This is a genomic window from Micromonospora sp. WMMD1128 (assembly GCF_027497235.1).
GTDB lineage: Bacteria > Actinomycetota > Actinomycetes > Mycobacteriales > Micromonosporaceae > Micromonospora.
Window position 1 is genome coordinate 1,331,083 of the sequence record NZ_CP114902.1, and the last position, 26,139, is coordinate 1,357,221.

The 26,139-nt window shown below is 73.8% G+C and carries 24 protein-coding genes; 15 read left to right on the forward strand and 9 right to left on the reverse strand.

Annotated elements, in window-relative coordinates:
* Window positions 1–39 precede the first annotated feature (39 nt).
* On the reverse strand, window positions 40–945 hold the full coding sequence (sigJ, locus tag O7602_RS06490) for an RNA polymerase sigma factor SigJ (protein ID WP_281587307.1): 906 nt from the start codon (window positions 943–945) through the stop codon (window positions 40–42).
* A gap of 147 nt (window positions 946–1,092) precedes the next feature.
* Between sigJ and wrbA the strand changes: the two genes are divergently transcribed.
* Window positions 1,093–1,701, forward strand: a complete 609-nt coding sequence (gene wrbA, locus O7602_RS06495; RefSeq protein WP_281587308.1) for an NAD(P)H:quinone oxidoreductase — start codon at window positions 1,093–1,095, stop codon at window positions 1,699–1,701.
* A 36-nt stretch (window positions 1,702–1,737) separates the two neighbouring features.
* On the opposite strand, the gene O7602_RS06500 is transcribed toward wrbA, so the two are convergent.
* The gene (locus tag O7602_RS06500; RefSeq protein ID WP_281587309.1) at window positions 1,738–2,199 is read right to left on the reverse strand and encodes an Lrp/AsnC family transcriptional regulator; all 462 of its coding nucleotides are present in this window, start codon (window positions 2,197–2,199) and stop codon (window positions 1,738–1,740) included.
* 97 nt (window positions 2,200–2,296) lie between these two features.
* On the opposite strand from O7602_RS06500, the gene O7602_RS06505 reads away from it, so the two are divergent.
* Window positions 2,297–2,929: a LysE family translocator gene (locus tag O7602_RS06505; protein WP_281587310.1), complete on the forward strand. Its 633-nt coding sequence runs from the start codon at window positions 2,297–2,299 to the stop codon at window positions 2,927–2,929.
* A gap of 140 nt (window positions 2,930–3,069) precedes the next feature.
* On the opposite strand, the gene O7602_RS06510 is transcribed toward O7602_RS06505, so the two are convergent.
* Together O7602_RS06510 and O7602_RS06515 are read right to left on the reverse strand one after the other, a co-directional pair.
* Window positions 3,070–3,555, reverse strand: coding sequence for a roadblock/LC7 domain-containing protein (locus O7602_RS06510; RefSeq protein WP_281587311.1), 486 nt, complete (start codon window positions 3,553–3,555; stop codon window positions 3,070–3,072).
* A complete protein-coding gene (locus O7602_RS06515) occupies window positions 3,552–3,923 on the reverse strand; it encodes a hypothetical protein (RefSeq protein WP_281587312.1) in 372 nt (123 codons plus the stop codon). The genes O7602_RS06510 and O7602_RS06515 overlap by 4 nt, the downstream gene beginning before the upstream one ends.
* Before the next feature lie 270 nt (window positions 3,924–4,193).
* Between O7602_RS06515 and O7602_RS06520 the strand changes: the two genes are divergently transcribed.
* A complete protein-coding gene (locus O7602_RS06520; protein ID WP_281587313.1) occupies window positions 4,194–4,523 on the forward strand; it encodes a helix-turn-helix transcriptional regulator in 330 nt (109 codons plus the stop codon).
* A complete protein-coding gene (locus O7602_RS06525; RefSeq protein WP_281587314.1) occupies window positions 4,517–5,482 on the forward strand; it encodes a hypothetical protein in 966 nt (321 codons plus the stop codon). The genes O7602_RS06520 and O7602_RS06525 overlap by 7 nt, the downstream gene beginning before the upstream one ends.
* 16 nt (window positions 5,483–5,498) lie before the next feature.
* On the opposite strand, the gene O7602_RS06530 is transcribed toward O7602_RS06525, so the two are convergent.
* Window positions 5,499–6,719, reverse strand: coding sequence for a M48 family metallopeptidase (locus O7602_RS06530; RefSeq protein WP_281587315.1), 1,221 nt, complete (start codon window positions 6,717–6,719; stop codon window positions 5,499–5,501).
* Between the two features lie 226 nt (window positions 6,720–6,945).
* On the opposite strand from O7602_RS06530, the gene O7602_RS06535 reads away from it, so the two are divergent.
* The 4 genes from O7602_RS06535 to npdG all read left to right on the forward strand — a co-directional run bounded on the left by O7602_RS06535 (window position 6,946) and on the right by npdG (window position 10,410).
* The gene (locus O7602_RS06535; protein WP_281587316.1) at window positions 6,946–7,149 is read left to right on the forward strand and encodes a hypothetical protein; all 204 of its coding nucleotides are present in this window, start codon (window positions 6,946–6,948) and stop codon (window positions 7,147–7,149) included.
* A gap of 77 nt (window positions 7,150–7,226) precedes the next feature.
* Window positions 7,227–7,874 carry a histone gene (locus O7602_RS06540; protein ID WP_281587317.1) on the forward strand — a complete coding sequence of 216 codons (648 nt, stop codon included), beginning with the start codon at window positions 7,227–7,229 and terminating at the stop codon, window positions 7,872–7,874.
* A 203-nt stretch (window positions 7,875–8,077) separates the two neighbouring features.
* The gene (locus tag O7602_RS06545) at window positions 8,078–9,514 is read left to right on the forward strand and encodes an RNB domain-containing ribonuclease (RefSeq protein ID WP_281587318.1); all 1,437 of its coding nucleotides are present in this window, start codon (window positions 8,078–8,080) and stop codon (window positions 9,512–9,514) included.
* Between the two features lie 182 nt (window positions 9,515–9,696).
* Window positions 9,697–10,410, forward strand: a complete 714-nt coding sequence (gene npdG / locus O7602_RS06550) for an NADPH-dependent F420 reductase (RefSeq protein WP_281587319.1) — start codon at window positions 9,697–9,699, stop codon at window positions 10,408–10,410.
* Between the two features lie 103 nt (window positions 10,411–10,513).
* Here npdG and panB read toward each other — a convergent pair whose 3' ends face one another.
* Window positions 10,514–11,359, reverse strand: a complete 846-nt coding sequence (panB, locus tag O7602_RS06555) for a 3-methyl-2-oxobutanoate hydroxymethyltransferase (protein WP_281587320.1) — start codon at window positions 11,357–11,359, stop codon at window positions 10,514–10,516.
* Between the two features lie 132 nt (window positions 11,360–11,491).
* Window positions 11,492–13,252, reverse strand: coding sequence for an NAD+ synthase (locus O7602_RS06560; RefSeq protein ID WP_281587321.1), 1,761 nt, complete (start codon window positions 13,250–13,252; stop codon window positions 11,492–11,494).
* Window positions 13,253–13,482: 230 nt separating this feature from the next.
* On the opposite strand from O7602_RS06560, the gene glnA reads away from it, so the two are divergent.
* The 4 genes from glnA to O7602_RS06580 all read left to right on the forward strand — a co-directional run bounded on the left by glnA (window position 13,483) and on the right by O7602_RS06580 (window position 19,362).
* A complete protein-coding gene (gene glnA / locus O7602_RS06565) occupies window positions 13,483–14,832 on the forward strand; it encodes a type I glutamate--ammonia ligase (protein WP_281587322.1) in 1,350 nt (449 codons plus the stop codon).
* Between the two features lie 36 nt (window positions 14,833–14,868).
* Window positions 14,869–15,561 (forward strand): YafY family protein, encoded by a 693-nt coding sequence (locus tag O7602_RS06570; protein WP_281587323.1) that lies wholly within the window; start codon window positions 14,869–14,871, stop codon window positions 15,559–15,561.
* Window positions 15,562–15,628: 67 nt separating this feature from the next.
* Complete coding sequence (locus tag O7602_RS06575; protein WP_281587324.1) at window positions 15,629–18,952, forward strand: hypothetical protein; 3,324 nt, start codon at window positions 15,629–15,631, stop codon at window positions 18,950–18,952.
* A gap of 38 nt (window positions 18,953–18,990) precedes the next feature.
* Window positions 18,991–19,362 (forward strand): VOC family protein, encoded by a 372-nt coding sequence (locus tag O7602_RS06580; protein WP_281587325.1) that lies wholly within the window; start codon window positions 18,991–18,993, stop codon window positions 19,360–19,362.
* A 209-nt stretch (window positions 19,363–19,571) separates the two neighbouring features.
* On the opposite strand, the gene O7602_RS06585 is transcribed toward O7602_RS06580, so the two are convergent.
* Window positions 19,572–20,132 (reverse strand): hypothetical protein, encoded by a 561-nt coding sequence (locus O7602_RS06585; protein WP_281587326.1) that lies wholly within the window; start codon window positions 20,130–20,132, stop codon window positions 19,572–19,574.
* A 181-nt stretch (window positions 20,133–20,313) separates the two neighbouring features.
* On the opposite strand from O7602_RS06585, the gene O7602_RS06590 reads away from it, so the two are divergent.
* Complete coding sequence (locus O7602_RS06590) at window positions 20,314–21,204, forward strand: virginiamycin B lyase (RefSeq protein WP_281587327.1); 891 nt, start codon at window positions 20,314–20,316, stop codon at window positions 21,202–21,204.
* 85 nt (window positions 21,205–21,289) lie between these two features.
* Here the strand turns inward: O7602_RS06590 and O7602_RS06595 are convergent, their stop codons facing one another.
* Entirely contained in the window at window positions 21,290–22,219 is a 930-nt protein-coding gene (locus O7602_RS06595) for an LD-carboxypeptidase (RefSeq protein WP_281587328.1), read from the reverse strand.
* A gap of 66 nt (window positions 22,220–22,285) precedes the next feature.
* On the opposite strand from O7602_RS06595, the gene O7602_RS06600 reads away from it, so the two are divergent.
* Both O7602_RS06600 and O7602_RS06605 read left to right on the forward strand, forming a co-directional pair.
* Complete coding sequence (locus O7602_RS06600) at window positions 22,286–23,053, forward strand: type 1 glutamine amidotransferase (RefSeq protein WP_281587329.1); 768 nt, start codon at window positions 22,286–22,288, stop codon at window positions 23,051–23,053.
* Window position 23,054: 1 nt separating this feature from the next.
* The gene (locus tag O7602_RS06605; RefSeq protein ID WP_281587330.1) at window positions 23,055–26,078 is read left to right on the forward strand and encodes a bifunctional [glutamine synthetase] adenylyltransferase/[glutamine synthetase]-adenylyl-L-tyrosine phosphorylase; all 3,024 of its coding nucleotides are present in this window, start codon (window positions 23,055–23,057) and stop codon (window positions 26,076–26,078) included.
* Window positions 26,079–26,139: the final 61 nt, after the last annotated feature.

Here is a 26,139-nt window from a genome sequence, read left to right on the forward strand (position 1 = left end):
GTGGACCAGGCCGGCGGCGTCTCGTGACGCTCGTCAGGGTCAGGCGGTCGTCCAGGCGCGGAGCTTGTCGGGGTTGAGGATCGTCCAGATGCTCCTGATCCGGTCACCCGCGATGTCGAACGCCAGCACCGCCCCGACGACGCCGTCCACCTGCGCCACCAGGCCGGGCTGGCCGTTGACCGTACGCTCCAGGATCGTGACGCCGGCTGCCGTGCGGGCGCGACCGGCGAAGAACCGGGCGATCTGCTCGGCCCCCTCGACCGGGCGGAGTTCGGCTCGGACGCGTCCGCCGCCGTCGCCGGTCGCGGTGGCGTCGGGGGCCAGCAGGCCGATGAGCGCGTCGATGTCGCTCGCCTCCCACGCCTGCTTGAAGGCCCGGACGATGCCGACCTGCGTGGCATCCGGCACCCCGGGGGTCTGGGCCTCGCGGACGCGGCGGCGGGCGGACGAGGCCAACTGGCGGCACGCCCCCGGCGTACGGCCGACGACCTCGGCCACCTCGGCGAAGGAGTAACGGAACACGTCGTGCAGGACGAACGCGACGCGTTCGGCGGGGGTCGTCGATTCGAGCACCACCAGGAAGGCCATGCCGATCGACTCGTCGAGGGTGACCTGGTCGACCGGGTCACCGTCCGCCCGGCCGCAAGTCCACTCCGCGCGGTCGGGCAGCGGCTCCGGGATCCATTGCCCCACGTAGCGTTCCCGCCGGGCACGCGCCGAGCGGAGCAGGTCGAGGCAGATCCGGCCGGCGACCGTGGTCAGCCAGGCGCCGGGCGCCTCGATCGCTTCCCGCCGCCCGGGCGTCAGGGCAAACCAGCGGGCGTACGTCTCCTGCACGACGTCCTCGGCGTCGGTGAGGGACCCGAGCATCCGGTACGCGAGATTGATGAGCTGACGCCGCTCGCTCAGGGCCGGATCGAGCCCTGGCCCGGTGGGTTTGGTCACGCTGCCGCCGGCTCCCTCGTCCCGCCGCTCCGACCGAGGCGTCGGGCTGCGACATCGACGCGCCGCCTGACGTTCGGCGGGGCTGTTCCGTCGTATCGGTGAACCGAACACTATCGCTTGACAGAACGCCGACGGGGGAGAGAGATCATGGAAGCAGTGCGTCTCGCGATCATCTACTACAGCGCCACCGGCACCGTCCACACCCTGGCCAGGGCCGCCGTCGAGGGCGCGGAGAGGGCCGGCGCGGACGTACGCCTGCGCAGGGTGGCCGAGACCGCCCCGGCCGAGGCGATCAACGCCAGGGCGGAGTGGGCGCAGCACGTCCGGGACACCGCCGACGTCGACGTGGCCGAAGGCGACGACCTGGACTGGGCCGACGCGGTCCTGTTCGGCACCCCCACCCGCTTCGGCAACGTGTCGAGCCAGCTCAAGGCGTTCATCGACACGCTCGGTCCGCTGTGGTTCCACGGCAAGCTCGCCGACAAGGTCTATTCGGCCTTCACCGCCTCCAACACGCTCCACGGCGGGCAGGAGTCGACCATCCTGTCGTTGTCGAACGTCTTCTACCACTGGGGCGGGATCATCGTGCCCCCCGGCTACACCGACCCGATCCAGTTCCGGTCGGGCAATCCCTACGGCACGTCCCACGTGGCCGGCGACGGGCCGCCCGGCGACATCACCCTCCAGGCGGCCCGCCACCAGGCTCGGCGCGTGGTCGACACGGCAGCCGCGCTGAAGGCCGGCCGCCCCACCTGACCCGGTCCGGTAATCGGGATGCCGCGCGCCGTCGCCCTAGCCGAGATGGGTCGGGTAGGGCCGGTCGAGCACGAAGCTTTTCATGACGAGAGTGGAGTTCAACCGCTGGACGCCGGGAAGCGCCGACAACACGTCGTCTTCGAGCCGCGCGTACGCATCCAGGTCGGCTGTCCGCACGCGCAGCAGGTAGTCCGGGTCGCCGAACAGGCGCTGGGCCAACAGGACGTTCGGGACGGCCGCGACACCCTCCTCGAAGGCGAGCAGGGTGGCGCGGTCCTCCTGCCTCATGGTGACGAACACCAGGGCCTCGAAGCCCAGCCCCAACTGCTTCGGGTCCACGATCGCCCGGTAGCCCACGATCGCCCCGGACGCTTCCAGGTCGCGCACCCGGCGATGGGTCGGAGACACCGTCAACCCGATTCGGGTGGCCAGGTCGGTCAGGCTCAGCCGCCCATCTCGCTGCAGCTCAGCAATAATCTTCCGATCCAGCGCGTCCATGATCGAGATTCTTCCACGCGCGGTGGTGTGCACCGCAAAAGAGAGAAACACATTCTGTCGACGGGCAGATAGGTTTCCCCCGTCAAAGGGAGGAATCGTGGAACTCGCCGCCGTGCTGGCCTTCTCGGCCATCGCGTTCACGCTCGTCGTCGTCCCGGGTCCCGACTGGGCGTTCGTGCTCGCCGCCGGAGCACGCGACCATGTCGTCGCGCCTGCCGTGGGTGGCCTCATGACCGGCTACGCGCTCATCACGATCCTGGTCGTGGTCGGCGTCGGTCCGCTCGTCGCCACCCTGCCCGTCGCCCTGACCGGGCTCACCGTGGCCGGGGCCGGCTACCTGGTCCACCTCGGCGTCCGCACCTTGCGGGGAAGCGGGCGCATCGATCCCGTCGACGCGTACGCCGCAGCGGCGTCGTCCCCCGGCCGTCACTTCGTGCGGGGGGTCGGCGTGAGCGCCTTGAACCCCAAGGGACTCCTGATCTTCCTGTCGATCCTGCCGCAGTTCACCAGGACCGCCGGCGGGTGGCCGGCGCCGGCGCAGCTCGCGACCCTGGGCGGCATCTTCGTCCTCATCGTCGCCCTGTTCTATCTTCCTCTCGGTCATGCCGCCGATCGGGTGCTCGGCGCCCGGCCCCGCATCGCTCGGATCACGACCGGCGTCGCCGGCGCGGCCATGGTCCTGATGGGAGCGGCGCTGCTCATCGAGCGGATCGTGGAGACGATCTCGTAGGGTCGACGGGCGCCTGGCGTGGGGGATTCCGGGCCCGGCTTCGGCCCCGTGGTGGCGCGGGGCTTCCCGCAAGGCACTGGGACGAGGTGACGCGCCGGTCACGCCGTACCCCCTCGGGGGCCGGCGCGACCGGCGGCGCGTCAGGGCGCGGTCGGGGTGACGCCGTCGAGGAGTTCGGCCAGGCGGGCCGCGGTGGTCGGTGCGTGCAGGTGCAGGCGGGCCACGTTGATGCTGTCCGTGCCGACCACGGCGAGCAGCGCCTGCTTGCTCACCGCGTAGACGCTGAGGTAGCCGCTCTCGTTGCGGACCGTGGACTGCTGGAAGTCGCCCTGGCCCAGCCGGGACCCGACCTGGCGGCCCAGCCCGAACATGGTGGCGGCGAGCGCCGCCAGGTCGTCGGGGCTGGCGTCGTTCTGGAGGTTGTGCGTGATGAGCAGGCCGTCGACGCCGCCGAGGACGCAGCCGTGCACACCGGGGATCTGGAGCCGCAGCGCGGACAGTTCCTGCCCGATGGCCGGGTACGGCAGCGCCGGGTTGCCGGCCAGTGAGGGTGGCAGGGTGCGCGGCGGGGGCAGGGTGCCCGTGCGGCCCGGGGTGCGGCGTGGGAGGTCTTCCACCCGGGTCACAGCTCCAGGCTCTCCTCGATCGCGCGCAGTTGGTGCCGGGCCATCGCCAGGTTGGCCCGGCTCTTGCTCACCATGAGGTAGAGGAACAGCCCCTTGCCGGTGCGGTCGCTCAGCGGCCGGATCAGGTGGTACTGGCTGCCGAGCGTGATCAGGATGTCCTCGATCTCGTCGTTGAGCTTCAGCATCTCGATGGTGCGCATCTTGGCGCGTACCACGTCGGTGTTGCCGGCGGCGGCGACGGTCAGGTCGACCTCGCCGTTGCCACCGGCGACGCCGAGTGTCATGCCACTTGTGTAGTCGACGAGCGCGACGCCGATCGCGCCGTCGATGCTCATCGCGTTCTTCAACGCGACGTCGAGGTTGCCCACGGTTTCTCCCCCAGGTGTCGTCCGGGTGGGCCGGTCGCCGCGCGGGTTGTCGTGCGGGCTGACAGCCGGCGCCTCCCGTGAATATGCTGCGTAGAGGCTTGCACACCGAGGTCCGGGCCGCATCCGGCCGGCTGGTGATCCACCTGTGCGGTCCCGTCCCACCGGCCGCCGGTCCCATAAGTGGGACTCGCCGGCCGATGGTCGATCGTGGAGCTTCCTGCTAAACGGGTACGCCCGGGACCCTATATAGAGATGCGATATAGTGCGGTGATGCGGCTGACGATACCCGTGATCAAAGTGCTCTCGGCGCTGCTCGCCGAGCCCGACGCGCCCCGCTACGGCCTCGACCTGATGCGGCTCACCGGCCTGCCCAGCGGGACGCTCTATCCGGTGCTGCACCGCCTCCAGGCGGCCGACTGGCTCGCCGCCGACTGGGAGGACGTCGACCCGATCGCCGCCGGCCGGCCCGCCCGCCGCTACTACCGCCTCACCGGCGAGGGCATCCGATCCGCCCGGCTGGCCCTGGCCGAGCTGCGCGCCCTCGCCCCCGCCGAACGCCCCCACGAGGGCGCCGGCCCGGCCGGGGCGCCGGCGTGGTGACCGGGCGACTCGCCGCTCTCCTGCTGCGCGCGGCGGCACGCCGCTGGCCCGCCGAACTGCGGGCCGAGCTTGGCCGGGAGTGGGCCGCCGAGCTGCACGAACTGGCCCGCACGGGCCGGCGGTGGACGATGCTCCGCTTCGCCGCCAGCCTGGCGACCAGTCGGGCCGCCACGCCGATCGTCGACCGGACCGCGGTGCCGGCGCGCCTGTGGCGTACCGCCGGGGTCCTGCTGCTCGCGCCGCCGGCCTGCGTCGCGGTCCTCGTGCTCGCCGCGGTGGTGATGAACGCGACCTACGGGTGGTTGTCCTTCGCCGCGGTGTGGCCCACCGCGGCGCAGATGCCGATCTGGTCCGCCGTCGTGGCCGGGCTCGGGATGCTGCTCGCGCTCGTCGTCACCCGGACCGCACGCCGGACCGTACGCGTCGGGGCGCTGCCCACGGCACTCGGCGTGGTGGTGCCGATCGCCGTGACGCTTGCCGTGGTGCTCGGCTGGTTCGCCAGCCGGGCCGAGAGCGGCCTGGCGGAGATGGCGCCCGGGCTGCTCCTCTGGCTGGCGCTGCTGGTGCCGGCCCTCTGGGCCGCCGGAGCGTTGGCCCGCCGCGGGCGGACGCGGTCGGCCTGGCTGGTCGGCCTGCTGGGCGCGCTTGTCGCGGCCGACGCGGCGGTGGTCCTCACGGTGATGTCCACCATCCCGGCGACCGCGCCCACCGCCGACCTGCCGCCGGACGCCGTCGACCGGAGCTCCGCGCCGCTGTGGCTCTTCACCTGCTGGACCGACTCGTCGTTCGGGCTGCCCCGCCCGACCGAGTGGGAACGGTTCCTCATCACCGACCGGGTGCTCGTCGAGCCGATGTTCTACCTGGCCTGCACGCCCTACGCGGTGGCCTACGCCGTCGCGGTGGCGCGTCCGGCAAGGGCAGTCGCGTCGGCGGCGGAGCCCGCGCCGGTGTCCGCCTGAGGCTCGCCTCCCCGGCTCAGGCCGACCAGCTCAACGCCCGACCGGCCCGCTCGTAGTGCCGGGCCAGCTCCGCATCGATCCGCGCGACCCGCTCCTCGGTCAGCTCCACCGCCGGCTCCCACGAGGTGCGCGCCGCCAACATCCGATGCCGCAGCCCGGCCGGCGGGTGGGAGGCGAACAGCGAGGCGTCCTCGCGGATGGTGAGCTGGCGCTCCAACGGCAGCCGGTCGGCCGCGCCGACGAGGGACCGGCTCGTCCCCGCCCGCCAGGTCCCCGGACCGTGTCCGCCGCGCACCGCGTTGCGGACCACGGTCGCCACCGACTCGGCGCGGAGCAGCACGTCGAGCAGGCGGGTCGCACCGGCCGTGCCGCCGGCCCGGGCGGCCATCTCGTCGGCCAGGTACTCGGCCCGCTGGCTGTCCCGCAACGCGGTGGCGACAAGCACCACGTGACCGGCGAACAGCAGGCGGGACAGCGTCCACGACACCAGCCGGCCCAGCCACTCGCCGACCATCACCAGCAATCCCTCGGCCCGGGTGTCGCCCCGCGGCCGGAACAGGTCGGCGGCGTTGCCGAGCATGGTCAGTGCCGGCTGGGTCACCGGGCCGCGACGGAGGTCGCCGTTGACGAAGTGGCCGAGCTCGTGGCCCAGCAACGCGACCCGCGCCGGCCCGTCCAGCGCGCCCCACAACGGCAGCCCGAGGGCGAGCACGCGCCGCCGGCGAAGGCCCACCGACATCGCGTACGCGTTGATGTCGCCGTCGACGCCGACCACGTGCGGCGTCGGCGCGCCGATGGCGGCCGCCACCTCACCGACCAGGGCGTGCAGTTCCGGCGCCTCGGCCGGGGTGAGCACCTCCAGGTCCGGGTCGATCCGGCCGAACCGGGGCCGCAGCGCCACCGCCAGCGCGATCAGCGCCACCCCGACCAGCACCGCGAAGTTCGGGAACGGGTACGCGAACAGCAGCCACACCCCGGCCACCGCCAGTCCGGCCACGCCGAGCAGCAACAGCAGGGAGATGCCGACGGTGAGCGCGCCGGCGAGCGAGCGCCCGGTCGACTCCAGCGGCCGGCCGACGAGTGTGGCGTACTGCTGGCGGGTGAGCCGTGCGGCGAGGCGGTGGGTCCGCCGGTCGACCCAGGCCCAGCCGAACTCGGGCGGTCGGCGGTCCGCGTCGTAGGCGTCGAGGTTCCAGTCGCATCCGGCGCACCAGGGCAACGCTCCGTCCAGCGACACCGGCGTCCCGCCGCATCGCGGACATGCCCCCGTGCCCGTCGTCGTGGTGATCACGAGCGGTCATCCTCGCCGCTCCGGAGCACCCGCGGTACCGGCCGTTCGGACGACGACGGCTCTTCTCCTGTTTCCCGCCGTCATCGCCCCGAACAGGTCTAATGTGGAGAACGCGGCGACTATTTGTGGCGTTCCGGTGGCGGCCGGGCGTTTCCCGGTGCACAGTGATCGCATGAGCGACGACGGAAGTGGTGGGCACTACTACTGGTGCACACGACACCACCGGGTCGAGACCGATGCCGACGTGTGCCCCGCGAAGCACGTTCTCGGACCGTACGCCTCAGCCGCCGACGCGGAGAACGCCCTGCAGAAGGTGCAGGAGCGGAACGAAGCGTGGGAGGCCGAGGACGCCCGTTGGGCCGGGGAGGGCCGATAGACGGCGCGGGACGGACCGCGTCGAGGTGATCCGTGCTCCGCGAGGGCGAGAGCACGTCCCCAGGAAAGGGAACCGAGATGGCCGTAGCACAGCAGGCCACCCGCCCGGCCGCGAAACGGACGACCGCGAAGAAGACCACCGCGGGTAGGACGACGACGGTCACCAAGGCGTCGCCGAACGCCTCGGGCGCCGGCACCGGACGGACGCCGGCCAGAAAGGCGGCCGCGAAGAAAGCGGCCACCAAGAAGGTCGTGTCGGCGGCGCGCAAGGCGCCGGCGTCGAAGACCACCGCCAAGAGCGCACCCGCCAAGAAGTCCACGGCGGCGAAGAAGACGGCGGCGAAGAAGACCACGGCCGCGAAGAAGGCGCCCGCGAAGAAGGCCACGGCGAAGAAGACCACCGCGGCCAGGAAGAGCACCGCGGCGAAGAGGACCACGGCGGCGAAGAAGGCACCGGCGAAGAAGACCACCGGGGCCCGGAAGGTCACCTCGGCGGCGAAGAAGACCACCGCGGCGAAGAAGGCACCGGCGAAGAAGACCACGGCCTCGACGCGTCCCACGGCGCGTAAGGCGGCGGCCAAGAAAGCGCCCGCGCGCAAGACCACGACGGCGCGCAAGACCACCAGCGCCGCGAAGAAGACCACCGCGGCCAAGAAGGCGCCCGCCCGCAAGACCACCACCGCGCGCAAAACCACCGCGCGCAAGGCGCCGGCCCGCCGGGCCTGAGCGTTAGGAAGGGGCCCCGGTTAACGCATTCGGTAGAGGAGGGGCCCCTTCCTAACACGGTCGCCTCCGGCCCGACCGCCGTCGCCGCGTGCGCGGCGACGACCCCCGTATGCGGCGTCGCCCGGCGAACGTCGGGAACCCGCCACGCGCGGGGTCGCCGTGCCGATGAGCGGAACGTGCCGAGCGCTGTCAGGATTGGCCGCGTGGTGATCCGACGCGTACTGGCCCCCCGCATCGACTTCGGCGCGCTGCGCCGCGAGCTGGGACTGCCCGAGAGCTTCCCGGCCGCGGCCCAGCGCGAGGCCGACACGGCGGCCACCGCGCCGCTGCCGGCCGTCGCCGACCGGACCGACATCCCGTTCGTCACCGTCGACCCGGCGACCTCCCGCGACCTCGACCAGGCCATGCACCTCACCCGCCGTCCCGGTGGCGGCTACCGGGTGCGGTACGCGATAGCCGACGTGCTCACCCACGTACGCCCCGGCGGGGACCTGGAGGCGGAGACCTGGCGGCGCGGGCAGACCGTCTACCTGCCCGACGGCAACGTGCCGCTGCACCCGCACACGCTCAGCGAGGGCGCGGCCAGCCTGCTGCCCGACGTCGACCGGGCCGCCGTACTCTGGACCATCGACCTGGACCCCGACGGCGGCACCGTCGCGGTCAGCCTCGAACGAGCGCGGGTACGCAGCCGCGCCAAGCTCGACTACGGCGGCGTGCAACGCGACGCCGACGCCGGCCGCCTGCCCGAACCGATCGCCCTGCTGCCCGAGATCGGCGCGCTGCTCACCGCCCGCGGGCTGGACCGAGGCGCGATCAACCTGCCGCTGCCCGAGCAGGACGTCGAACCCGACGGCGACGGGTGGCGACTGGTGCTGCGCGGCCCCGCCGCGATGGAGGAGCACAACGCCCAGATCTCACTGCTGACCGGCATGGCCGCCGCCGACATCATGCTCGCCGGCCGGATCGGCCTGCTGCGGACGATGCCCCGGCCCAAGCCGGAGGCGGTGGGGCGGCTGCACCTGGCCGCCGACCCGCTCGGCGTGCCCTGGCCGGAAGGCACACCGGTCGGCCGGGTGCTCGCCGGGCTGGACGCGTCGCAACCCCGGTCCGCCGCCTTCGTCGACCAGGCCGCCGAGCTGATGCGCGGCGCCGCGTACACCGCCTTCGACGGCGCGGCGCCCGAGCAGCCGGAGCACGGCGGGGTGGCCGCCGCGTACGCGCACGTCACGGCGCCGCTGCGCCGGCTCGCCGACAGGTACGCCACCGAGGCCTGCCTGGCCCTGCACGACGGCCGCGAGGTGCCCGCGTACGTCCGGGAGGCGTTGCCGAAGCTGCCGGAGGTGATGGCGACGACCGACCGGGTGGCCGGCGCGGCCACCCGCGGCGCGGTGGAACTGGCCGAGGCGGTGCTGCTGGCGCACCGGGTGGGGGAGACGTTCGAGGCGGCGGTGCTGGACGTGGACGAGCCGCGCCCAGCGGGCAACGGCCGCCCCGGTCGGCCGCCCGGTGGCACGGTCGCGGTGGACGAGCCGCCGGTGCGGGCCCGCTGCACGGGCGAGCTGCCGCTCGGCGAGCGCGTGCGGGTCCGGCTGACCGTCGCCGACCCGGCCGAACGCCGGGTCGCCTTCGAGCGGGCCTGACCGGGCCTGGCCTGAGCGGGCTTGCCTGGCCTGACCGGGGCATCGGCTCGCGCTCGCGCCTGGTTGCGCCGGGCGTTGGCGTCCGGACGCCCCGGCCCGGGGCGTCGACCGGGTGGCCCGGCGCGGGGATTCTCACAGCGCCTCGACGCGCCACGCCGGCCGCGTTTTGCGAGGATGACCGCATGGCTTACGACGTGACCACGCTGCCCGACGTATCCGGGCTGACCATCGGCATCATCGGTGGCACCGGCGACCAGGGGCGGGGTCTCGCCTACCGGTTCGCCCGGGCCGGGCAGACCGTCCTGATCGGCTCCCGTGCCGCCGACCGGGCCGCCCAGGCCGCCGCCGAGATCGCCGCGTGGCCCGGCGTTCCGGCCGGCGCCTCGGTCTCCGGTGCCTCGGTCTCCGGCGCCGACAACGACGAGGTCGCCCGGCGCAGCGACGTGGTGATCGTCGCGGTGCCGTGGGACGGGCACGCCGCCACCGTCGCCGCGCTCGCCGGGCCGCTGGCCGGCAAGATCGTCGTGGACTGCGTCAACCCGCTCGGCTTCGACAAGCAGGGCCCGTACGCGCTGGCCGTGGCCGAGGGCAGCGCCGTGCAGCAGGCCGCCGCGCTGCTGCCCGACTCCCGGGTGTGCGCCGCGTTCAACCACGTCAGCGCGCCGTTGCTGGCCGACCCGGAGGTCGACCGGATCGACCTGGACGTGCTGATCTGCACCGAGGACCGGGATCTGGTCGGCGTGGTCGCCGCGCTGGCCGCCCGGATCCCCGGCATGCGGGGCATCTACGCCGGACGGCTGCGCAACGCCCACCAGATCGAGGCGTTCACCGCGAACCTGATCGCGATCAACAAGCGGTACAAGGCGCACGCCGGCATCCGGGTGACGGATCTCTGAGCGCCCCCGCCCCGCGGTTAGGCGGGGGCCCCGCTTAACGTCGGGTGTTAAGCGGGGGCCCCGCCTCTACCGAAAGCGTTAAGCGGGGCCCCCGCCTTACATCTCAGAAGGTGTGCTCGGGGGCGGGGAAGTCGCCGCCGCGTACCTCGTCGGCGAAGCGGCGGGTGGCGTCGGTGAGCGTGCCGGCCAGGTCGGCGTAGCGCTTGACGAAGCGCGGCGCCCGGCCGGCGCGCAACCCGGCCATGTCCTGCCAGACCAGCACCTGGCCGTCGGTGTCCGGGCCGGCGCCGATGCCGACAGTGGGGATGGGCAGCTCACCGGTGACCCGCTTGGCCACCTCGCCGGGCACCATCTCCAGCACCACCGCGAACGCGCCCGCCTCGGTCACCGCCCGGGCGTCGGCGAGCACCTCCTCGGCGGTGTCGCCCCGGCCCTGCACCCGGTAGCCGCCGAGGGTGTGCTCGCTCTGCGGGGTGAAACCGATGTGCGCCATCACCGGGATGCCGGCGCCGACGATCGCCTCGATCTGGGCGGCGCAGCGCCGGCCGCCCTCCAGCTTCACCGCGTGGCAGCCGCCGTCCTTCATGAACCGCACGGCGGTACGCAGCGCCTGCGCCGGCCCCTCCTCGTACGAGCCGAACGGCAGGTCACCGACGATCAGCGAGTGCTTCGTGGCCCGTACCACGGCGCGGACCAGCGGCAGCAGCTCCTCGACGGTCACCGGCAGCGTGGTCTCGTAGCCGAAGACGTTGTTCGCCGCCGAGTCGCCGACCAGCAGCACCGGGATGCCCGCCTGGTCGAAGATCGAGGCGGTGTACTGGTCGTACGAGGTGAGCATCGCCCACCGCTCGCCGCGCTCCTTGGCGGCGATCAGGTCGCGGGTGCGGATCCGCCGGGTGGCCGGCCCGCCGTAGAGGGCGGTCACCTCGGTCGGGGTGGACTCCACCATGACAATCTCCTTCCTCGAGGCCGCGCACGCGGTCCCCGGGTTCCCCGCGATCGTCGCACCGGCCGACCGGCCGCGGGCAGGTCGGAGTGGAGGAATTCACTCCCGGCCGCCGACGGGCCGGGGAGGAGTGCCTCAGCCGTCCTCGCGCCAACGGTTGGTGATCGGCAGCCGCCGGTCCCGTCCGAACGCCTTCATGGAGATCTTGGTGCCGGGCGCGGACTGCCGCCGCTTGTACTCGGCGGTATCCACCATCCGCAGCACCTTGTCGACGACCGCCGGGTCGTGGCCGGACTCGATCAGGCCGTCGCGGCCCAGGTCGCCGTCGACGTAGCCGATCAGGATCGGGTCGAGCACGTCGTAGTCGGGCAGCGTGTCGCTGTCGAGCTGGCCGGGGCTCAGCTCGGCCGACGGCGGCTTGCCGATCGAGTTCTCCGGGATCGGCGGCGTCTCACCGCGCCGCGCCGCGTCCGCGTTGCGCCACTTCGCCAGCCGCCAGACGAGCGTCTTCCACACGTCCTTGACCGGGTTGTAGCCGCCCACCGAGTCGCCGTAGAGCGTCGAGTAGCCCACCGCCAGCTCGCTCTTGTTGCCGGTGGTGAGCACCAGGTGGCCCTCCTGGTTCGACAGCGCCATGAGGATCACGCCGCGTACCCGGGCCTGGAGGTTCTCCACCGCCACGCCGGACAGCGACATGTTGGACAGGAACGTGTCGACCATCGGCTGGATCGGCTCGATCCGGTAGTCCAGGCCGGTGCGTTTGGCCAACTCCTCGGCGTCGGTGCGGGAGTGCTCGGAGGAGTGCTGGCTGGGCATCGAGACGCCGACCACCCGCTGCGGGCCGAGCGCGTCCACCGCGAGGGCCGCCGCGACCGCCGAGTCGATGCCGCCGGAGAGGCCGAGCACCACCGAGGGGAAGCGGTTCTTGTCGACGTAGTCGCGCAGGCCCAGCACCAGCGCCTGCCACACCTCGGCCTCGTCGGCGACCGGCTCGATGATCCCGCCGGTCGCCGCCGGTCCGGCCGGCGCGGGCGGGATCGCCGGCACCTCGCGGCGGACCAGCCGCATCCCGTCGGCCAGGTCGGACGCGCCGCCGGTCGCCTCCGGCGCCGCCGGCAGCGTCACGTCGTGCACCAGCAGGTGCTCCACGAACTGCGGCGCGCGGGCCAGCAGCGTGCCGTCCGCCTCGACGATCAGCGAGTCGCCGTCGTAGACCAGCTCGTCCTGGCCGCCGACCATGTTCACGTACGCGACGGCGGCGCCCGCCTCGGCGGCGCGCCGGCGCACCAGCGGCAGCCGGGCGTCGTCCTTGTTCAGCTCGTACGGCGAGCCGTTGATGCTGAGCACCAGCCCGACGCCGGCCTGCCGGGCCACCGCGAACGGGCCACCGGCCTGCCACAGGTCCTCGCAGATGGTCAGCGCCACGTCGACCCCGCCGAGACGCACCACGGTCAGGGTGTCGCCGGGGACGAAGTAGCGGTCCTCGTCGAACACCCCGTAGTTGGGCAGGTGGTGTTTGAAGTAGGTGGCCACCACCTCGCCGCGGTGCAGCAGCGCGGCGGCGTTGCGGGCCCCCCGGCCCGGCTCGGCGTCGGCGCTGACCTGCGGCGGACCGTCCGCGTCCAGGTAGCCGACAAGCACCGGCAGGTCACCGAGGCCGTCGCCGGCCAGGTCGGCGGCGAGCCGGTGCAGCGTCGCCCGGGACGCGGCGACGAAGGACCGGCGGAAGACCAGGTCCTCGACCGGGTAACCGGTCACCATCAGCTCGGGGAAGAGGACGAGCTGGGCGCCGGCGTCGGCGGCCTTGCGGGTCCACGCGCGGACCCGGTCGGCGTTACCGGTGAGGTCGCCGACCGTCGGGTTGACCTGGCACAGAGCGAGACGCAGGGTGGGCATGTCCCCATCTTCCCCCAGTCGTCCCGGTCGAATCCGGCCGGTCGCGGGAGACCCCGGCCACTCACGGTCGGCTGACCGGCCGGCTGACCTGCCGGCGTCTCTGGGGGCGGGACACGGCAGGACGACCCGGCGGGGAAGGGCGTAACGTCGGCGTAACGAGCCCGGGGAAGACTGAGCGGTCAGCCGGGCCGACCCGACCGGTGGAAGACGTACATGTCAGAGGGGTGGCTGTGGACCGTCAGCAGGAGTTCGTCCTCCGTACGCTGGAGGAGCGGGACATCCGTTTCGTCCGGCTGTGGTTCACCGACGTGCTCGGTACGCTGAAGAGCGTCTCGGTGGCCCCGGCGGAGCTGGAGGCAGCCTTCGAAGAGGGCATCGGCTTCGACGGCTCCGCGATCGAGGGCTTCGCCCGGGTCTTCGAGTCGGACATGGTGGCCATGCCCGATCCGACCACGTTCCAGGTGTTCCCGTTCGAGGGTGGGGTCAGCGGCGAGAGCGCCCGGATGTTCTGCGACATCCTGCTGCCCGACGGCAGCCCCTCCTGGGCCGACCCGCGGCACGTGCTGCGCCGGATGCTCTCCCGGGCGGCCGACAAGGGCTTCACCTTCTACACCCACCCGGAGATCGAGTTCTTCCTGCTGGAGAACGGCCCGCAGGACGGTTCGGTGCCCACCCCGGTCGACACCGGCGGCTACTTCGAGCACACCACCCACGCGGTGGCGCGTGACTTCCGCCGCCAGGGGGTGCTGGCGCTGGAACGGATCGGCATCTCGGTGGAGTTCAGCCACCACGAGGTCGCCCCCGGCCAGCAGGAGATCGACCTGCGCTACGCCGACGCCCTCACCACCGCCGACAACATCATGACGTTCCGGCACGTGGTGAAGGAGGTCGCGCTCTCCACCGGCGTGCAGGCCAGCTTCATGCCGAAGCCGTTCACCGACCAGCCGGGCAGCGGCATGCACACCCACCTGTCGCTGTTCGAGGGGGAGCGCAACGCCTTCCACGACGGCGGTGACCCGATGAAGCTGTCCAAGGTCGCCAAGTCGTTCATCGCCGGGCTGCTCACCCACGCCCGCGAATACACCGCGGTCACCAACCAGTGGGTCAACTCGTACAAGCGGCTGTTCCCGCAGGCGCTGCCGGACCGGATCACCGAGAGCCCGGCGTACGTCTGCTGGGGTCACCTCAACCGGTCCGCGCTGGTCCGCGTCCCCGCCTACGGCAAGCCGAACTCGGCCCGGGTCGAGGTCCGGTCGCTGGACTCGGCGACCAACCCCTACCTGGCGTTCGCGGTCCTGCTCGGCGCCGGCCTGAAGGGCATCGAGGAGGGCTACGAGCTGCCCCCGGGCGCCGAGGACGACGTCTGGTCGCTGAGCAGCGCCGAGCGGCGTGCCATGGGCTACGAGGCACTGCCGGAGAACCTGTCCGAGGCGATCGACGTGATGGCCGGCTCGGAACTGGTCGCCGAGGTGCTCGGCGAGCACGTCTTCGACTTCTTCCTGCGCAACAAGCGGGCCGAGTGGGAGCAGTACCGCCGCGAGGTCACCCCCTACGAGCGGCAGCGCTACCTGTCGCTCTAGGTAACGGTGTCGTACCCCCGGGCTAGCGTCCCGGGGGTGAACCGCACCGACCGTCTCTACGCTTTGGTGGAGGAGCTGCGCGCGGTGTCGCCGCGCCCGCGCAGCGCCCGCTGGCTGGCCCGGCGGTTCGAGGTCAGCACCCGCACCGTCGAGCGCGACATCGCCGCGCTCCAGGGCGCCGGAGTGCCGATCTGGGCCGAGCCGGGCCGCACCGGCGGCTACGCCGTCGACCGGGCCCGCACGCTGCCGCCGGTCAACCTGACCCCGACCGAGGCGGTGGCGATGGCGGTGGCGCTGCACCGGCTGGGCGGCTCCCCGTTCGCCCCGGCCGCCGGCGCCGCGCTGCGCAAGCTGGTCGCGGTGATGCCGCCGGCCGCGGTGGCCGAGGCGCACCGGCTCGCCGGCCGCGTGCATCTGGTCGGCGACGGGCCGGGCACGCCGGTCCCGGCCGCCGTCGCCGACGCGGTCGCCGCCGGGCGCGTGCTGCGCCTGCGGTACGCCGACCGGGGCGGAACGGATTCGCTACGCGACGTGGAGCCGCTGGCCTACCTGGGCAACTCGACGCACTGGTATCTGGTCGGCTGGTGCCGGCTGCGCGACGGGGTGCGCTGCTTCCGCACCGACCGGATCCGCGCGGTGCACCCGCTGGCCGAGCCGGTGACCCGGGAGCTGCGTCCCGACGACATCGACATCCCGGTCGACCGGGTGCGCCCGCTGACCCTGGTCTGAAACCCGACAGCGCTTCCGTTCCGGATGGGGGAGGCTGGCGGGTCCGCCGTCCCGGGGAGGAACGCGCGTGCCCGACACGCTCAGTTACGCCGATGCCATCCGTCTGCTCGGCGGCGAGAAGAGCAAGGTCGTCGACTGGTTCGACAAGCTGACCGGCGGGGTGCTGCTGGCCGCGTCGGTGCCGGTGCCGGCGTTGCTCGGCATCTTCGACGCCAAGGCGGAGTTCGTCCGGCTCGGCCACGAGCTGGTGCGCGCCGCGTCCGAGAAGCGCTCCGGGCTGTCCCGGTACGGGCGGACGCAGCGGCTGGAGGCGGCCCACGCGGTGATCGCGGTGACCGCGTTCTTCGAGGCGCTGAACGAGATCGATCTCCCGTTCGTCGTCGGGAAGGTCGGCATCACCGCGGCCGAGCAGTTGACGCTGGCCGGTGCCAGCACGGCGCACGGCGACTACCTCGTCGATCATCTCTTCACCATTCCCGCGCCGTTGCCCGGTCCGCACCTTCCATACCCCGCGCTCCGCGAGGCGCTCGTCCAGTACTACGAAGAGCTGACCGGGCGGCTCGTGTACTTCCTGGACGGACTCGCCGGCCTGACCGGGATCAGGTGGAGTCCCTCCACCCGCCGGGCACTGCTGGGGTTGCCCGAGGCCGCCGTGGACCGGCACCGGGACCTGCTCACCCGGCTGGCCGGCGACTTCCCGGAAGTGTCGCTCTGGCTCGGCCTGCACGAGCACGAGGCGACCCGGACGGAGGTCCGTCGACTGTCGCTGGGGCTGGCCGACCTGCGGCGGGCTCTGACCGAGTTCTCCACCGGCCGTGCCCCGGACGGGCACCGGGCGGCGCTCGCCGCCGCCTACCGCTCCGAGCTGCGCCGGCCGGTGGTCCCCTCCGGCGACGTGCCGGCCAACCTGACCGTGCCGACGCTCGGCGAGGCGTACGTGCCGCCCCTGTGCCGGATCGCCGCGCTGAGCCCGTTCGCGCGGCCCGCCGACGAGACCTGGTGGGCCGAGCAGCCGGTACGGGAGGATCTGTGGCAGGCCCTCGTCGTACACCTGACCGGACCGGGCGCGACGCAGGCGCCGCTGCTGGTCCTCGGGCAGCCCGGGTCCGGCAAGTCGGTGCTCACTCGGGTCGTCGCCGCCCAGCTACCGGCGGCGGACTTCCTCGTGGTGCGGGTGGTGCTGCGGGAGGTGTACGCGGCCGGTGACCTACAGGACCAGATCGAGCAGGCGATCCGCGACGACACCGGGGAGCGCCTCGACTGGCCCGGGTTGGCCCGCTCGGCCGGGGACGCCCTGCCGGTGGTGCTGCTGGACGGCTTCGACGAACTGCTCCAGGCCACCGGTGTCAGCCACACCGACTATCTGCGCCGGGTGGCCGCCTTCCAGCGTCGTGAGGCGGGCCAGGGGCGGCCGGTGGCGGTGCTGATCACCAGCCGCACCACCGTGGCAGACCGGGCGCAGCCCCCGCCCGGAACGGTGGCCGTGCGGCTGGAACCGTTCGACGAGCCGCGGGTCGAGTCCTGGGTGCGGACCTGGAACCAGGCCAACTCCGCCATGTTTCGCGGGCCGGATGCCCGGCCGCTCGATCCGGTCAGCGTGTTGTCCCACCGTGAGCTGGCCGAACAGCCGCTGCTGCTGTTGATGCTCGCGCTTTACGACGCCGAGGGCCACGACCTGCGCCAAGCCGGGGAGCTGCGCCGCGGCGAACTGTACGAGCGGCTGCTGCAACGGTTCGCCCGGCGGGAGGTGACCAAGCATCGCGCGGGACTGCTCGGCCCGGACCTCGACCGGGTGGTCGACGAGGAGCTGCGCCGTCTCGCCGTGGTGGCGTTCGCGATGTTCAACCGGGGCGCCCAGTGGGTGACGGCCGAGGAGTTGGGGGCCGACCTGGTGGCGTTGCCCATCGCCGGCATGACGGAGAGCCGGCCGGATGGTCTGCGGAGTCCGCTGCCGGCGGCGGACGTGGTGCTGGGCCGGTTCTTCTTCGTCCACCGGGCGCGGGCCGTCGACGAGGAGCGGCACCGTGAGACGTACGAGTTCCTGCACGCGACGTTCGGTGAGTTCCTCGTCGCGCGGCTCACCGCGCAGGCGGTGGCCGACATGGTGGCCCGCGAGTCCGCCGCCAGCCTGTCCTGGGGCGGCGAGCCGGTCACCGACGACCTGCTGCACGCGCTGCTGTCGCACGGGGTGCTGAGCAGCCGGGCGACTGTCCTCGGTTTTCTCGACGAACGAGTGTCCGGCTGGGACGAGGCGCAGCGGGGCAGGTCCGCCCAGCTGCTGCTGCGGTTGTTCCGGGGCGCGGCTTACCACGCCGGGCCCCGCCGTTTCGACGGCTACCGGCCCCGGCGCCTGCGGACGGCCGCCCGTCATGCCGCCTACAGCGCCAACCTGCTGCTGCTCGTCCTGTCGGCGGTGGGGGAGGTGACCGGACGCGAGTTGTTCGGAGAACCGGCCGTCGTGGTGGACGAGTGGCGTGCCCAGGTCGGGCTGTGGCGGTCGCAGCTCGGCGCCGACGACTGGGACGGTCTCGCCGACCTGCTGGCGCTGGAGCGGACAGGGAGTGGCCCGAACCGCGACGTCCGGGTCTGGGCAGACAGCCGGTTCGCGGTGCCGCCCGAACCGGACCTCGGCTGGGTATCGGGTCTGCCGGTAGGCTCGGGCTACCGCATGCCGGTCGAGCTGCTGGTGCGTCTGCGGCGCGCCGCGCATCTGAGTTGCGACCGGGGCGAGGCGCTGTTGGTGCACACGGTGGAACCGGTGATCGATCAGCTGCACACCGCGCTCACGACCTACCAGGTCCCGGCGGACGGCACCGCGTTCTCGGCCGCCCGGGCGCTGCTCACCGCCTGGCTGTTGCCACTGCGTCCGGCGAGTCAGCGGCAGCGGCAGGACGTGTACATGCGCTGCGTACGGCTGACGGGGGACGCGGCGGGTCTGGTCGAGGACTGGGACCGGGCAGCTTTTCTGCGCCTGCTGCTGGACCGGGTGGCCGAGGACAACGAGGTGTCCCCGGAGGTGGTGGCGGAGGTGCTGCTGGAGTGTCGCGCGACGTTGGTCCAGGATTCCGGGGTCGCCACCGCGATGTTGCGGTGCGTCGAACGGGTGGCGGGCGTCGACGAGACGGTGGACGCCAGGCTCGCCATGGTGGTCGGCCAGGTGGTCAGCGCGCAGGCCGTCCCGCCCGCCGAGGCGGCGTTGGAGGTGCTGGCGCGGCTGCGGGAGCGAGGCGTCGACTCCGGGTCATCGACGATGCTGGCCAAGGTCGTCGCCGCCCGCGGGACATGGCCGGACCGGGCGGCCCGGCGGGCACCGTCGCCGGAAAATCCGCCCGGCGCGCCGGAGAAACGCCGACAGGACGCTGTCGCGGACCTGCCCGACGCTGGATCCTGACGACGTCGGCCGACCGGCCGGCGCGGTGAGGAGGCAGCATGTCCAGCACGCCCGTGACCTGGTTCGAGATCGGCTCCGACCGGCCGGACGAGGCGCAGCGCTTCTACGCCGACCTGTTCGGCTGGAGCTTCGAGGAGCAGGGTGGCCCGGGTCGGTCGTACCGGCAGACCGGGGCGGGCGGTGCGCGGGGGATCGGCGGCGCGATCCGGGGGACCGACTCCGGCGCCGACAATTACGCGATCTTCTACGCCCAGGTGACCGACGTGGCGGAGAGCTGCCGGCAGGCGGAGAAGGCCGGCGGCACGGTGGTGGCGTCGCCGGTGACCACCCCGACCGGTCTGACCCACGCCCGGCTGCGTGACCCGTCCGGCAACCTGCTCGGCGTCTTCACCCCGCCGGCCGGCGGCTGAGCGCGCTTCGGGTGCGGTTGTGGTCGCCCAGACGATAACAACCGCACCCGAACCCCAGCCCCGCTGATCCGTCGCGCGCCGGGTTGTTAAGCGGGGGCCCCGCCTATACCGAATGCGTTAAGCGGGGGCCCCGCCTTACCAGCGAGGGTGGCCCCGCCGGGCCGGCCAGGAGGGAATGAGGCCGGCGAGGGGTGGCGGGGCCACCCAGGTCACGCGCCGGCCGTGCCGGCCTCCCCGTCCGAGCCGCTCGTGCCGTTCTGGCCGGTCTCGCCGTCCTGACCGTGCCAGCCGCGGTGGCCGGCGCCGGGCTTCCCGCCGGGACCGCCCGGCATCCCGGCCGGGCCGGGGAACACGCCGGCCTCGGCGGCCTTCAACACGGCGTCGGCCTGCTCCTGGGTCAGCTTGCCGTCCTTGACGGCCTGGTCCAGCCGCTCCTTCAGGGCGGCCTGCCGGTCCTCCGTCGACGGCGGCTTCGGCCGCTCCGGACGGTCGGCCTGCCGCTCCGGGCGGTCGGCCTGGCGCTGCTCGCGCAGCTTCTCCAGCGCGGCGGTGACCTTGTCGGCCGGCACGCCCAACTCCTTGGCGAGCGCGTCGGCGAACTCGGACTGCCGGTCGGCGCGGTGGTCGGCGCGGTTGTCGGTGCTGGCGCTCGGGGCGGGGCTCGGGCTGTTGTCGTCGGCGAGCGCCACCGTCGGGGCGGCGATCCCGACGCCGAGCACTCCGGCGGCGGCCAGGCCGACCAGCAGGCGCTTCCGTGTCGTGCGGATCATGCGGGTCTCCTTCGCGGTGGTGGTGCGATGACGTCACCGACAGTGACCGCCGGAGCTGGAGGGAACCCGTGGTGAACCTGTCAGCGAGCTGGCAGTTGGCGCCCGGGACCGGGACAAATGTGGTTGCGCGCTCACCGCGACGGTGGGAAGGCTGGGCGGATTCCCGACGAGAGGTCACTCCATGACACAGCCCGTCATCCGCGAGGTCGCGCTCACCGGGCCGGGCTCCGGCCCGTACTCGATCACGGTCGGTCCGGACGGCGCGCTCTGGCTGACGTTGGCCGGCTCCGGCGGCGTCGCCCGACTGGGGCTCGACGGTGAGGTGCGGACCTACCGCACCGACCCGCCGGAGAGCCGGCCTCTGATCATCACCACCGGCCCGGACGGCGCGCTCTGGTACACCCGCTCCGGCGACCACCGGCTCGGCCGGATCACCGTCGACGGCCGGGCCGACTCGGTGGCGCTCCTGCCCGGCTGCGCCCCGTGCGGCCTGGTCGCCGGCCCGGACGGCGCGCTCTGGTACGCCGGCATGGGCGACGACACGGTCGGCCGGGTCACCGTGGACGGGGAGGTCCGCACGTTCCCGCTGCCGGTCGCCAAGGGCTTCCCGTCGATGCTGACCGCCGGGCCGGACGACGCGCTCTGGCTCACGCTCAACCAGGCGAACGCGATCGCCCGGGTCGACCTGGACGGCTCCGTGACGCTGCATCCGCTGCCGACCGAGGCCGCCGGGCCGGTCGGCATCACGCGCGGCGGCGACGGGGCGCTCTGGTTCGTCGAGATCGCCGCCGGACAGGTCGGCCGGATCACCCCGGACGGGCGCGTCGACGAGTTCCCGCTGCCGGACCGGACGGCCCGCCCGCACGCCATCGTCGCCGACCCGGCCGGCGGCTGCTGGTTCACCGAGTGGGCCGCGAACCGCATCGCCCACGTCACCCCGGACGGCACGTTCACCCACCACCCCCTGCCCACCCCCGCGTCCGAACCCCACGGCCTCACGGTCACCCCGGACGGCGCAATCTGGACCGCCCTGGAAACCGGCGCGGTCGCCCACCTCACCCCACTCGCCTGACCTCGGTGATCATGAAGTTGGCGGCGGCGCAGAGATCCACAACCGCCGCTAACTTCATGATCGACGGCCGGGGGAAGCAGGGGTGTCAGCGGACGGCGGGGGTTACCGTCAGGGTGGCTGCGGTGGTGTCCAGGACGGCGGGGGTGCCCACCGGGACGGTGAGCTGAGATGGGCCGTGGCCGATGGGGAGGCCGCCCAGGACCGGGACGCCGAGGTCGCCCAAGCGGTCGGTGAGCACGTCGACCACCGTGGTGTCCCAGCCGTCGGCGCACTCGGTGAACTGGCCGACCGCCACCCCGGCCACGCCGGCCAGGGCGCCGCAGCGACGCATGTGGGTCAGCATCCGGTCGACCTTGTAGGGCGGCTCCTGCACCTCCTCCACCAGCAGGATCGCCCCGGTCAGGTCCGGCATGTCCGGGGTGCCGATCGACGCGGTGATCAGGCACAGGTTGCCGCCGAGCAGCCGGCCCTCGGCCCGGCCGGGCACCCGTACCGGGTACGTCTCCTCCGCCTCGACCGCCGCCACCGTCACCGGCGCGGTGGTCGTCAGCGCGGCGTGCAGCGACTCCGCCGAGCGGAGCGGGGTGCGCTCGTCCCGCCAGGCGGCGCCGGGACCGTGCACCCCGGCCAGCCGGGCGCCCCGCCAGAGCGCGAACTGCAACGCGGTGATGTCGGAGAAGCCGGCCACCACCTTCGGGTCACGGCGTACCGCCGCCATGTCGATCGCGTCGACCACCCGCTGCGCGCCGTACCCGCCCCGGGTGCAGATCACGCCGCGGATCTCCGGGTCGGCGAACGCGAGGTTCAGGTCGTCGGCCCGCTGCGCGTCGTCGCCGGCCAGATAACCCCGCCGGGCGTACGCGTTCGGCGCGGGCACCGGGCGCAAGCCCCAACCGGTGAGCAGCTCCATGCCGCGGGCCACCCGCTCGGGACGGGTCGGCCCGGAGGGCGACACCAGCATCACCGCGTCCCCGGGACGCAGGGCCGGTGGGCGCAGGCAGTCGTCGGTGGGCACGTCCGCGAGCCTAGTGCCGCCGAGCCGCGCCGCCCGCGTTCGGGCGTACCGGCTAGCCTCGACGTCGTGGCGACCGCGCTGGTGATCGAGAACGACCCGACCGACGACCTCCGCCGCCTCGGCGAGTGGCTCACCGAGGGGGACCTGGAGCTGCGCGTCCTGCGTCCGCACGCGGGCGACGCGCTCCCCGCCGACCTGGAGGGGTACGCCGCGCTCGTGGTGCTCGGCGGCGAACAGCAGGCCCACCCGCTGGCCGACGGCAGCCCCGGCGCACCCTGGTTCCCGGCGGTGGAGGGGCTGCTGCGCAAGGCGGTCCGCCGGCGGGTGCCCACGCTGGCCATCTGCCTGGGCGCGCAGCTGCTCGCCACCGCGCACGCCGGCCAGGTCGACCGCAGCCCGTCCGGGCCGGAGGTCGGGCCGACAGTGGTGGGCCGGCGCGACGCCGCCGAGACCGACCCGCTGTTCCGCTACGTGCCGCTGATGCCGGACGTGCTCCAGTGGCACGCCGACGAGATCACCGAGTTGCCGCACGGCGCGACGCTGCTCGCCGCGTCCACCCGCCACCCGCACCAGGCGTTCCGCCTCGGCGACCGGGCGTGGGGGCTCCAGTTCCACATCGAGTGCGACACCGCGATGATCACCGACTGGTCCCGCGACTCGGCGATGCTGGCCGAGCTGGGCTACGACCCGGAGCTGGTGGTGGCCGCGTGCGACCGGGCGATGGCCGACGTCGAGGAGACCTGGCAACCGTTCGCGATCCGGTTCGCCGCGCTCGCGCTCGGCGAACTGGGCGACGACAACCCGCGCCGCAGCCTGCCGCTGCTCGGGGCCTGAGGTGACCCGGCCGGCCCGCGGGCGCCTGGCCCGCTACGGTTTCGCCGAGGGCGCCGGCGGGGCGCGCGCGGTCGACCTGCTCGGCCCGGACGGGCTCGGCCTGTGGCGGCCGGACACCCAGGAACCGGCCGACGACCGGGCCGCCGAGCTGCTCACCGCGCTGTCCCGGGCCGCCGACCCGGACCTGGCGCTGCGCCAGCTGCACCGGCTCGTCGAGGCCGAGCGGCGGTTCGGTGACGAGACCGCGGTCCGCGACGCCCTGGCCGGCGACCCCGGCCTGCGCCGCCGCCTGATCGCGGTGCTCGGCGCCTCCTCGGCGCTCGGCGACCACCTGGTGGCGAACCCCGGGCAGTGGGCGGTGCTGGCCACCGAACCGGACGGGCTCGCCCCGACCGCGGACGGCCGGCTCGACCTGACCGCCGCCGCCAAGCTGACCACGCTCACCGGCGCGGTGCCGCTGCTGCGACACGCGTACCGCTTGGCGTTGCTGCGGATCGCGGCGGCCGACCTGACCGGCGGGCGTGGCCTGGAGCAGACCATGGCGGCGTTGTCCCGGCTCGCCGACGCCACCATGGCCACCGCCTACGACATCGCCGTCGACGAACTGCCCGAGGGGACGGTGCCGCCCCGGCTGGCGGTGGTGGCGATGGGCAAGTGCGGTGGCGACGAACTCAACTACGTATCCGACGTGGACGTCATCTTCGTCGCCGCCGGTGACGACGACCTGACCGCCGCCACCCAGGTCGCCACCCGGCTGATCGGTGTCTGCGGGCTGGTCGCCTGGCCGGTCGACGCCGCGCTGCGTCCGGAGGGCAACCGGGGCCCGCTGGTCCGGACGCTCGCCAGCCACCTCGCCTACTACCGACGCTGGGCCCGCACCTGGGAGTTCCAGGCGCTGCTCAAGGCCCGCCCGGCCGCCGGCGACCCGGAGGTGGCCCGGGAGTGGGTCGACGCGCTCGCCCCGCTGGTCTGGACCGCGGCCGAGCGGCCGGAGGCGGTCGAGGACGTCCGGTCCATGCGCCGCAAGATCCTCGACAACGTCCCGCCGAAGGAGCTGGAACGCGAGATCAAACGCGGGCCGGGCGGGCTGCGCGACATCGAGTTCGCCGTCCAACTGCTCCAGCTCGTGCACGGCCGCGGCGACGAGTCGCTGCGCGTAGCGGGCACCGTGCCGGCGCTGCGCGCCCTGGTCGCCGGCGGCTACGTCGGCCGGGCCGACGGCGAGGCGCTCCTGCGCGGCTACCGCTTCCTGCGCGCCGTCGAGCACCGGCTCCAGCTCCAGGCCCTGCGCCGCACCCACACCGTGCCGACCGAGCCGGCCGCGCTGCGGTGGCTCGCCGCCGCGCTCGGCTACGTGGCCACCCCGGGCCGCAGCGCCGTGGAGGAGTTCCGCGCCGAGTGGGTCACCCACGCCGCCGAGGTACGCCGGCTGCACGCCAAGCTGCTCTACCGGCCGCTGCTGGAGTCGGTGGCCCGGGTGCCGGCCGAAGGGCTGCGGCTCACCCCGCAGGCCGCCCGGCACCGCCTGGAGGTGCTCGGCTTCGCCGACCCGGCCGGGGCGCTGCGCCACCTCCAGGCGCTCACCGGCGGCGTCAGCCGCACCGCCGCGATCCAGCGCACGCTGCTGCCGGTGCTGCTCGACGAGTTCGCCGACGCCCCCGAGCCGGACCGCGGGCTGCTCAACTACCGGCAGGTCTCCGACAAGCTCGGCAGCACCCCGTGGTACCTGCGCCTGCTGCGCGACTCCGGCCCGGTGGCCCGCCGGTTGGCCCGGGTGCTCTCCTCCTCCCGCTACGCCGCCGACCTGCTGGCCCGCGAGCCCGAGGCGCTGCGGCTGCTGGCCGAGGACAGCGAGCTGACCCCTCGCCCCCGGGAGACGCTCGTCGAGGGGTTCGTCGCCGCCGCGGCCCGGCACGACGACCCGGTCGAGGCCACCCGCGCGGTCCGCGCGCTGCGCCGCCGGGAACTGGTCCGGATCGCCGCCGCCGACGTGCTCAGCCGGGCCGGGTCGCTCGCCCCGCTCACCCCACGCCCGACCGGCGGCGGGGAACGCCGGCCCACCATGGTGGACGTGAGCGCGGTCGGCACCGCCCTCTCCCACGTCACCGACGCCACCCTGACCGCCGCGCTGCGCGCCGCCCGGGCCGCCCAGCCCGGCCCGCCGGGGCTGCGCTTCGCCGTGATCGGCATGGGCCGCCTCGGCGGGTACGAGTCGAACTACCTCTCCGACGCCGACGTGCTCTTCGTCTACGACCCGCCGCCCGGGGTGGAGGAGAGCGCGGCGAGTGCCGCCGCGCACGCGATCGCCGAGGAGTTGCGCCGGCTGCTCTCCGCGCCCGCCCCCGACCCGCCGCTCGGCGTCGACGCCGACCTGCGACCGGAGGGCCGGCAGGGGCCGCTCGTCCGCAGCCTGGCCGCGTACGCCCAGTACTACGCGCGCTGGTCGCGGGTGTGGGAGGCGCAGGCGCTGCTGCGGGCCCGGTTCGTCTGCGGCGACGCCGAGCTGGGCGCCGAGTTCGAGGAGATGATCGCCCCGGTGCGCTACCCGGCCGACGGGCTGACCCGCGAGCAGGTGGTGGAGATCCGCCGGATCAAGGCGCGGGTGGAGACCGAGCGGCTGCCCCGGGGCGCCGACCCGGCCACCCACACCAAGCTGGGCCGGGGCGGGCTCGCCGACGTGGAGTGGGCGGTGCAGCTCCTCCAGCTCCGGCACGCCGGCCGGCTGCCCGCGCTGCGCGGCACCCGTACCCTCGACGTCCTGGCCGCCGCCCGGGCCGCCGGCCTGCTCGACCCGGAGGACGCGGCCGAGCTGGCCGCCGGCTGGACGCTCGCCGCCCAGGTCCGCGACGCGCTGATGCTGGTGCGGGGCCGGGCCGGTGACCAACTGCCCCGGCACGGGGTGGAGCTGGCCGGCGTGGTGCGCCTGCTCGGCCACGAGGACCCGGGCGAGTTCCTCGACGACTATCTGCGCACCGCCCGCCACTCCCGCACCGTCGTCCAGCGCATCCTCGAAGCCCCCCTGTAAGGCGGGGGCCCCGCTTAACGCCTGCCGTATAGCAGGGGCCCCCGCTTAACACCGCCGGGGC

What these genes read in the sequence shown, in the direction of transcription:
- wrbA (WP_281587308.1), top strand. Translation starts at nt 1,093, where the DNA reads ATGGAAGCAGTGCGTCTCGCGATCATCTACTACAGCGCCACCGGCACC.
- O7602_RS06500 (WP_281587309.1), bottom strand. Translation starts at nt 2,199, where the DNA reads ATGGACGCGCTGGATCGGAAGATTATTGCTGAGCTGCAGCGAGATGGG.
- O7602_RS06520 (WP_281587313.1), top strand. Translation starts at nt 4,194, where the DNA reads ATGCGGCTGACGATACCCGTGATCAAAGTGCTCTCGGCGCTGCTCGCC.
- O7602_RS06535 (WP_281587316.1), top strand. Translation starts at nt 6,946, where the DNA reads ATGAGCGACGACGGAAGTGGTGGGCACTACTACTGGTGCACACGACAC.
- O7602_RS06540 (WP_281587317.1), top strand. Translation starts at nt 7,227, where the DNA reads ATGGCCGTAGCACAGCAGGCCACCCGCCCGGCCGCGAAACGGACGACC.
- npdG (WP_281587319.1), top strand. Translation starts at nt 9,697, where the DNA reads ATGGCTTACGACGTGACCACGCTGCCCGACGTATCCGGGCTGACCATC.
- panB (WP_281587320.1), bottom strand. Translation starts at nt 11,359, where the DNA reads ATGGTGGAGTCCACCCCGACCGAGGTGACCGCCCTCTACGGCGGGCCG.
- O7602_RS06560 (WP_281587321.1), bottom strand. Translation starts at nt 13,252, where the DNA reads ATGCCCACCCTGCGTCTCGCTCTGTGCCAGGTCAACCCGACGGTCGGC.
- O7602_RS06580 (WP_281587325.1), top strand. Translation starts at nt 18,991, where the DNA reads ATGTCCAGCACGCCCGTGACCTGGTTCGAGATCGGCTCCGACCGGCCG.
- O7602_RS06585 (WP_281587326.1), bottom strand. Translation starts at nt 20,132, where the DNA reads ATGATCCGCACGACACGGAAGCGCCTGCTGGTCGGCCTGGCCGCCGCC.
- O7602_RS06590 (WP_281587327.1), top strand. Translation starts at nt 20,314, where the DNA reads ATGACACAGCCCGTCATCCGCGAGGTCGCGCTCACCGGGCCGGGCTCC.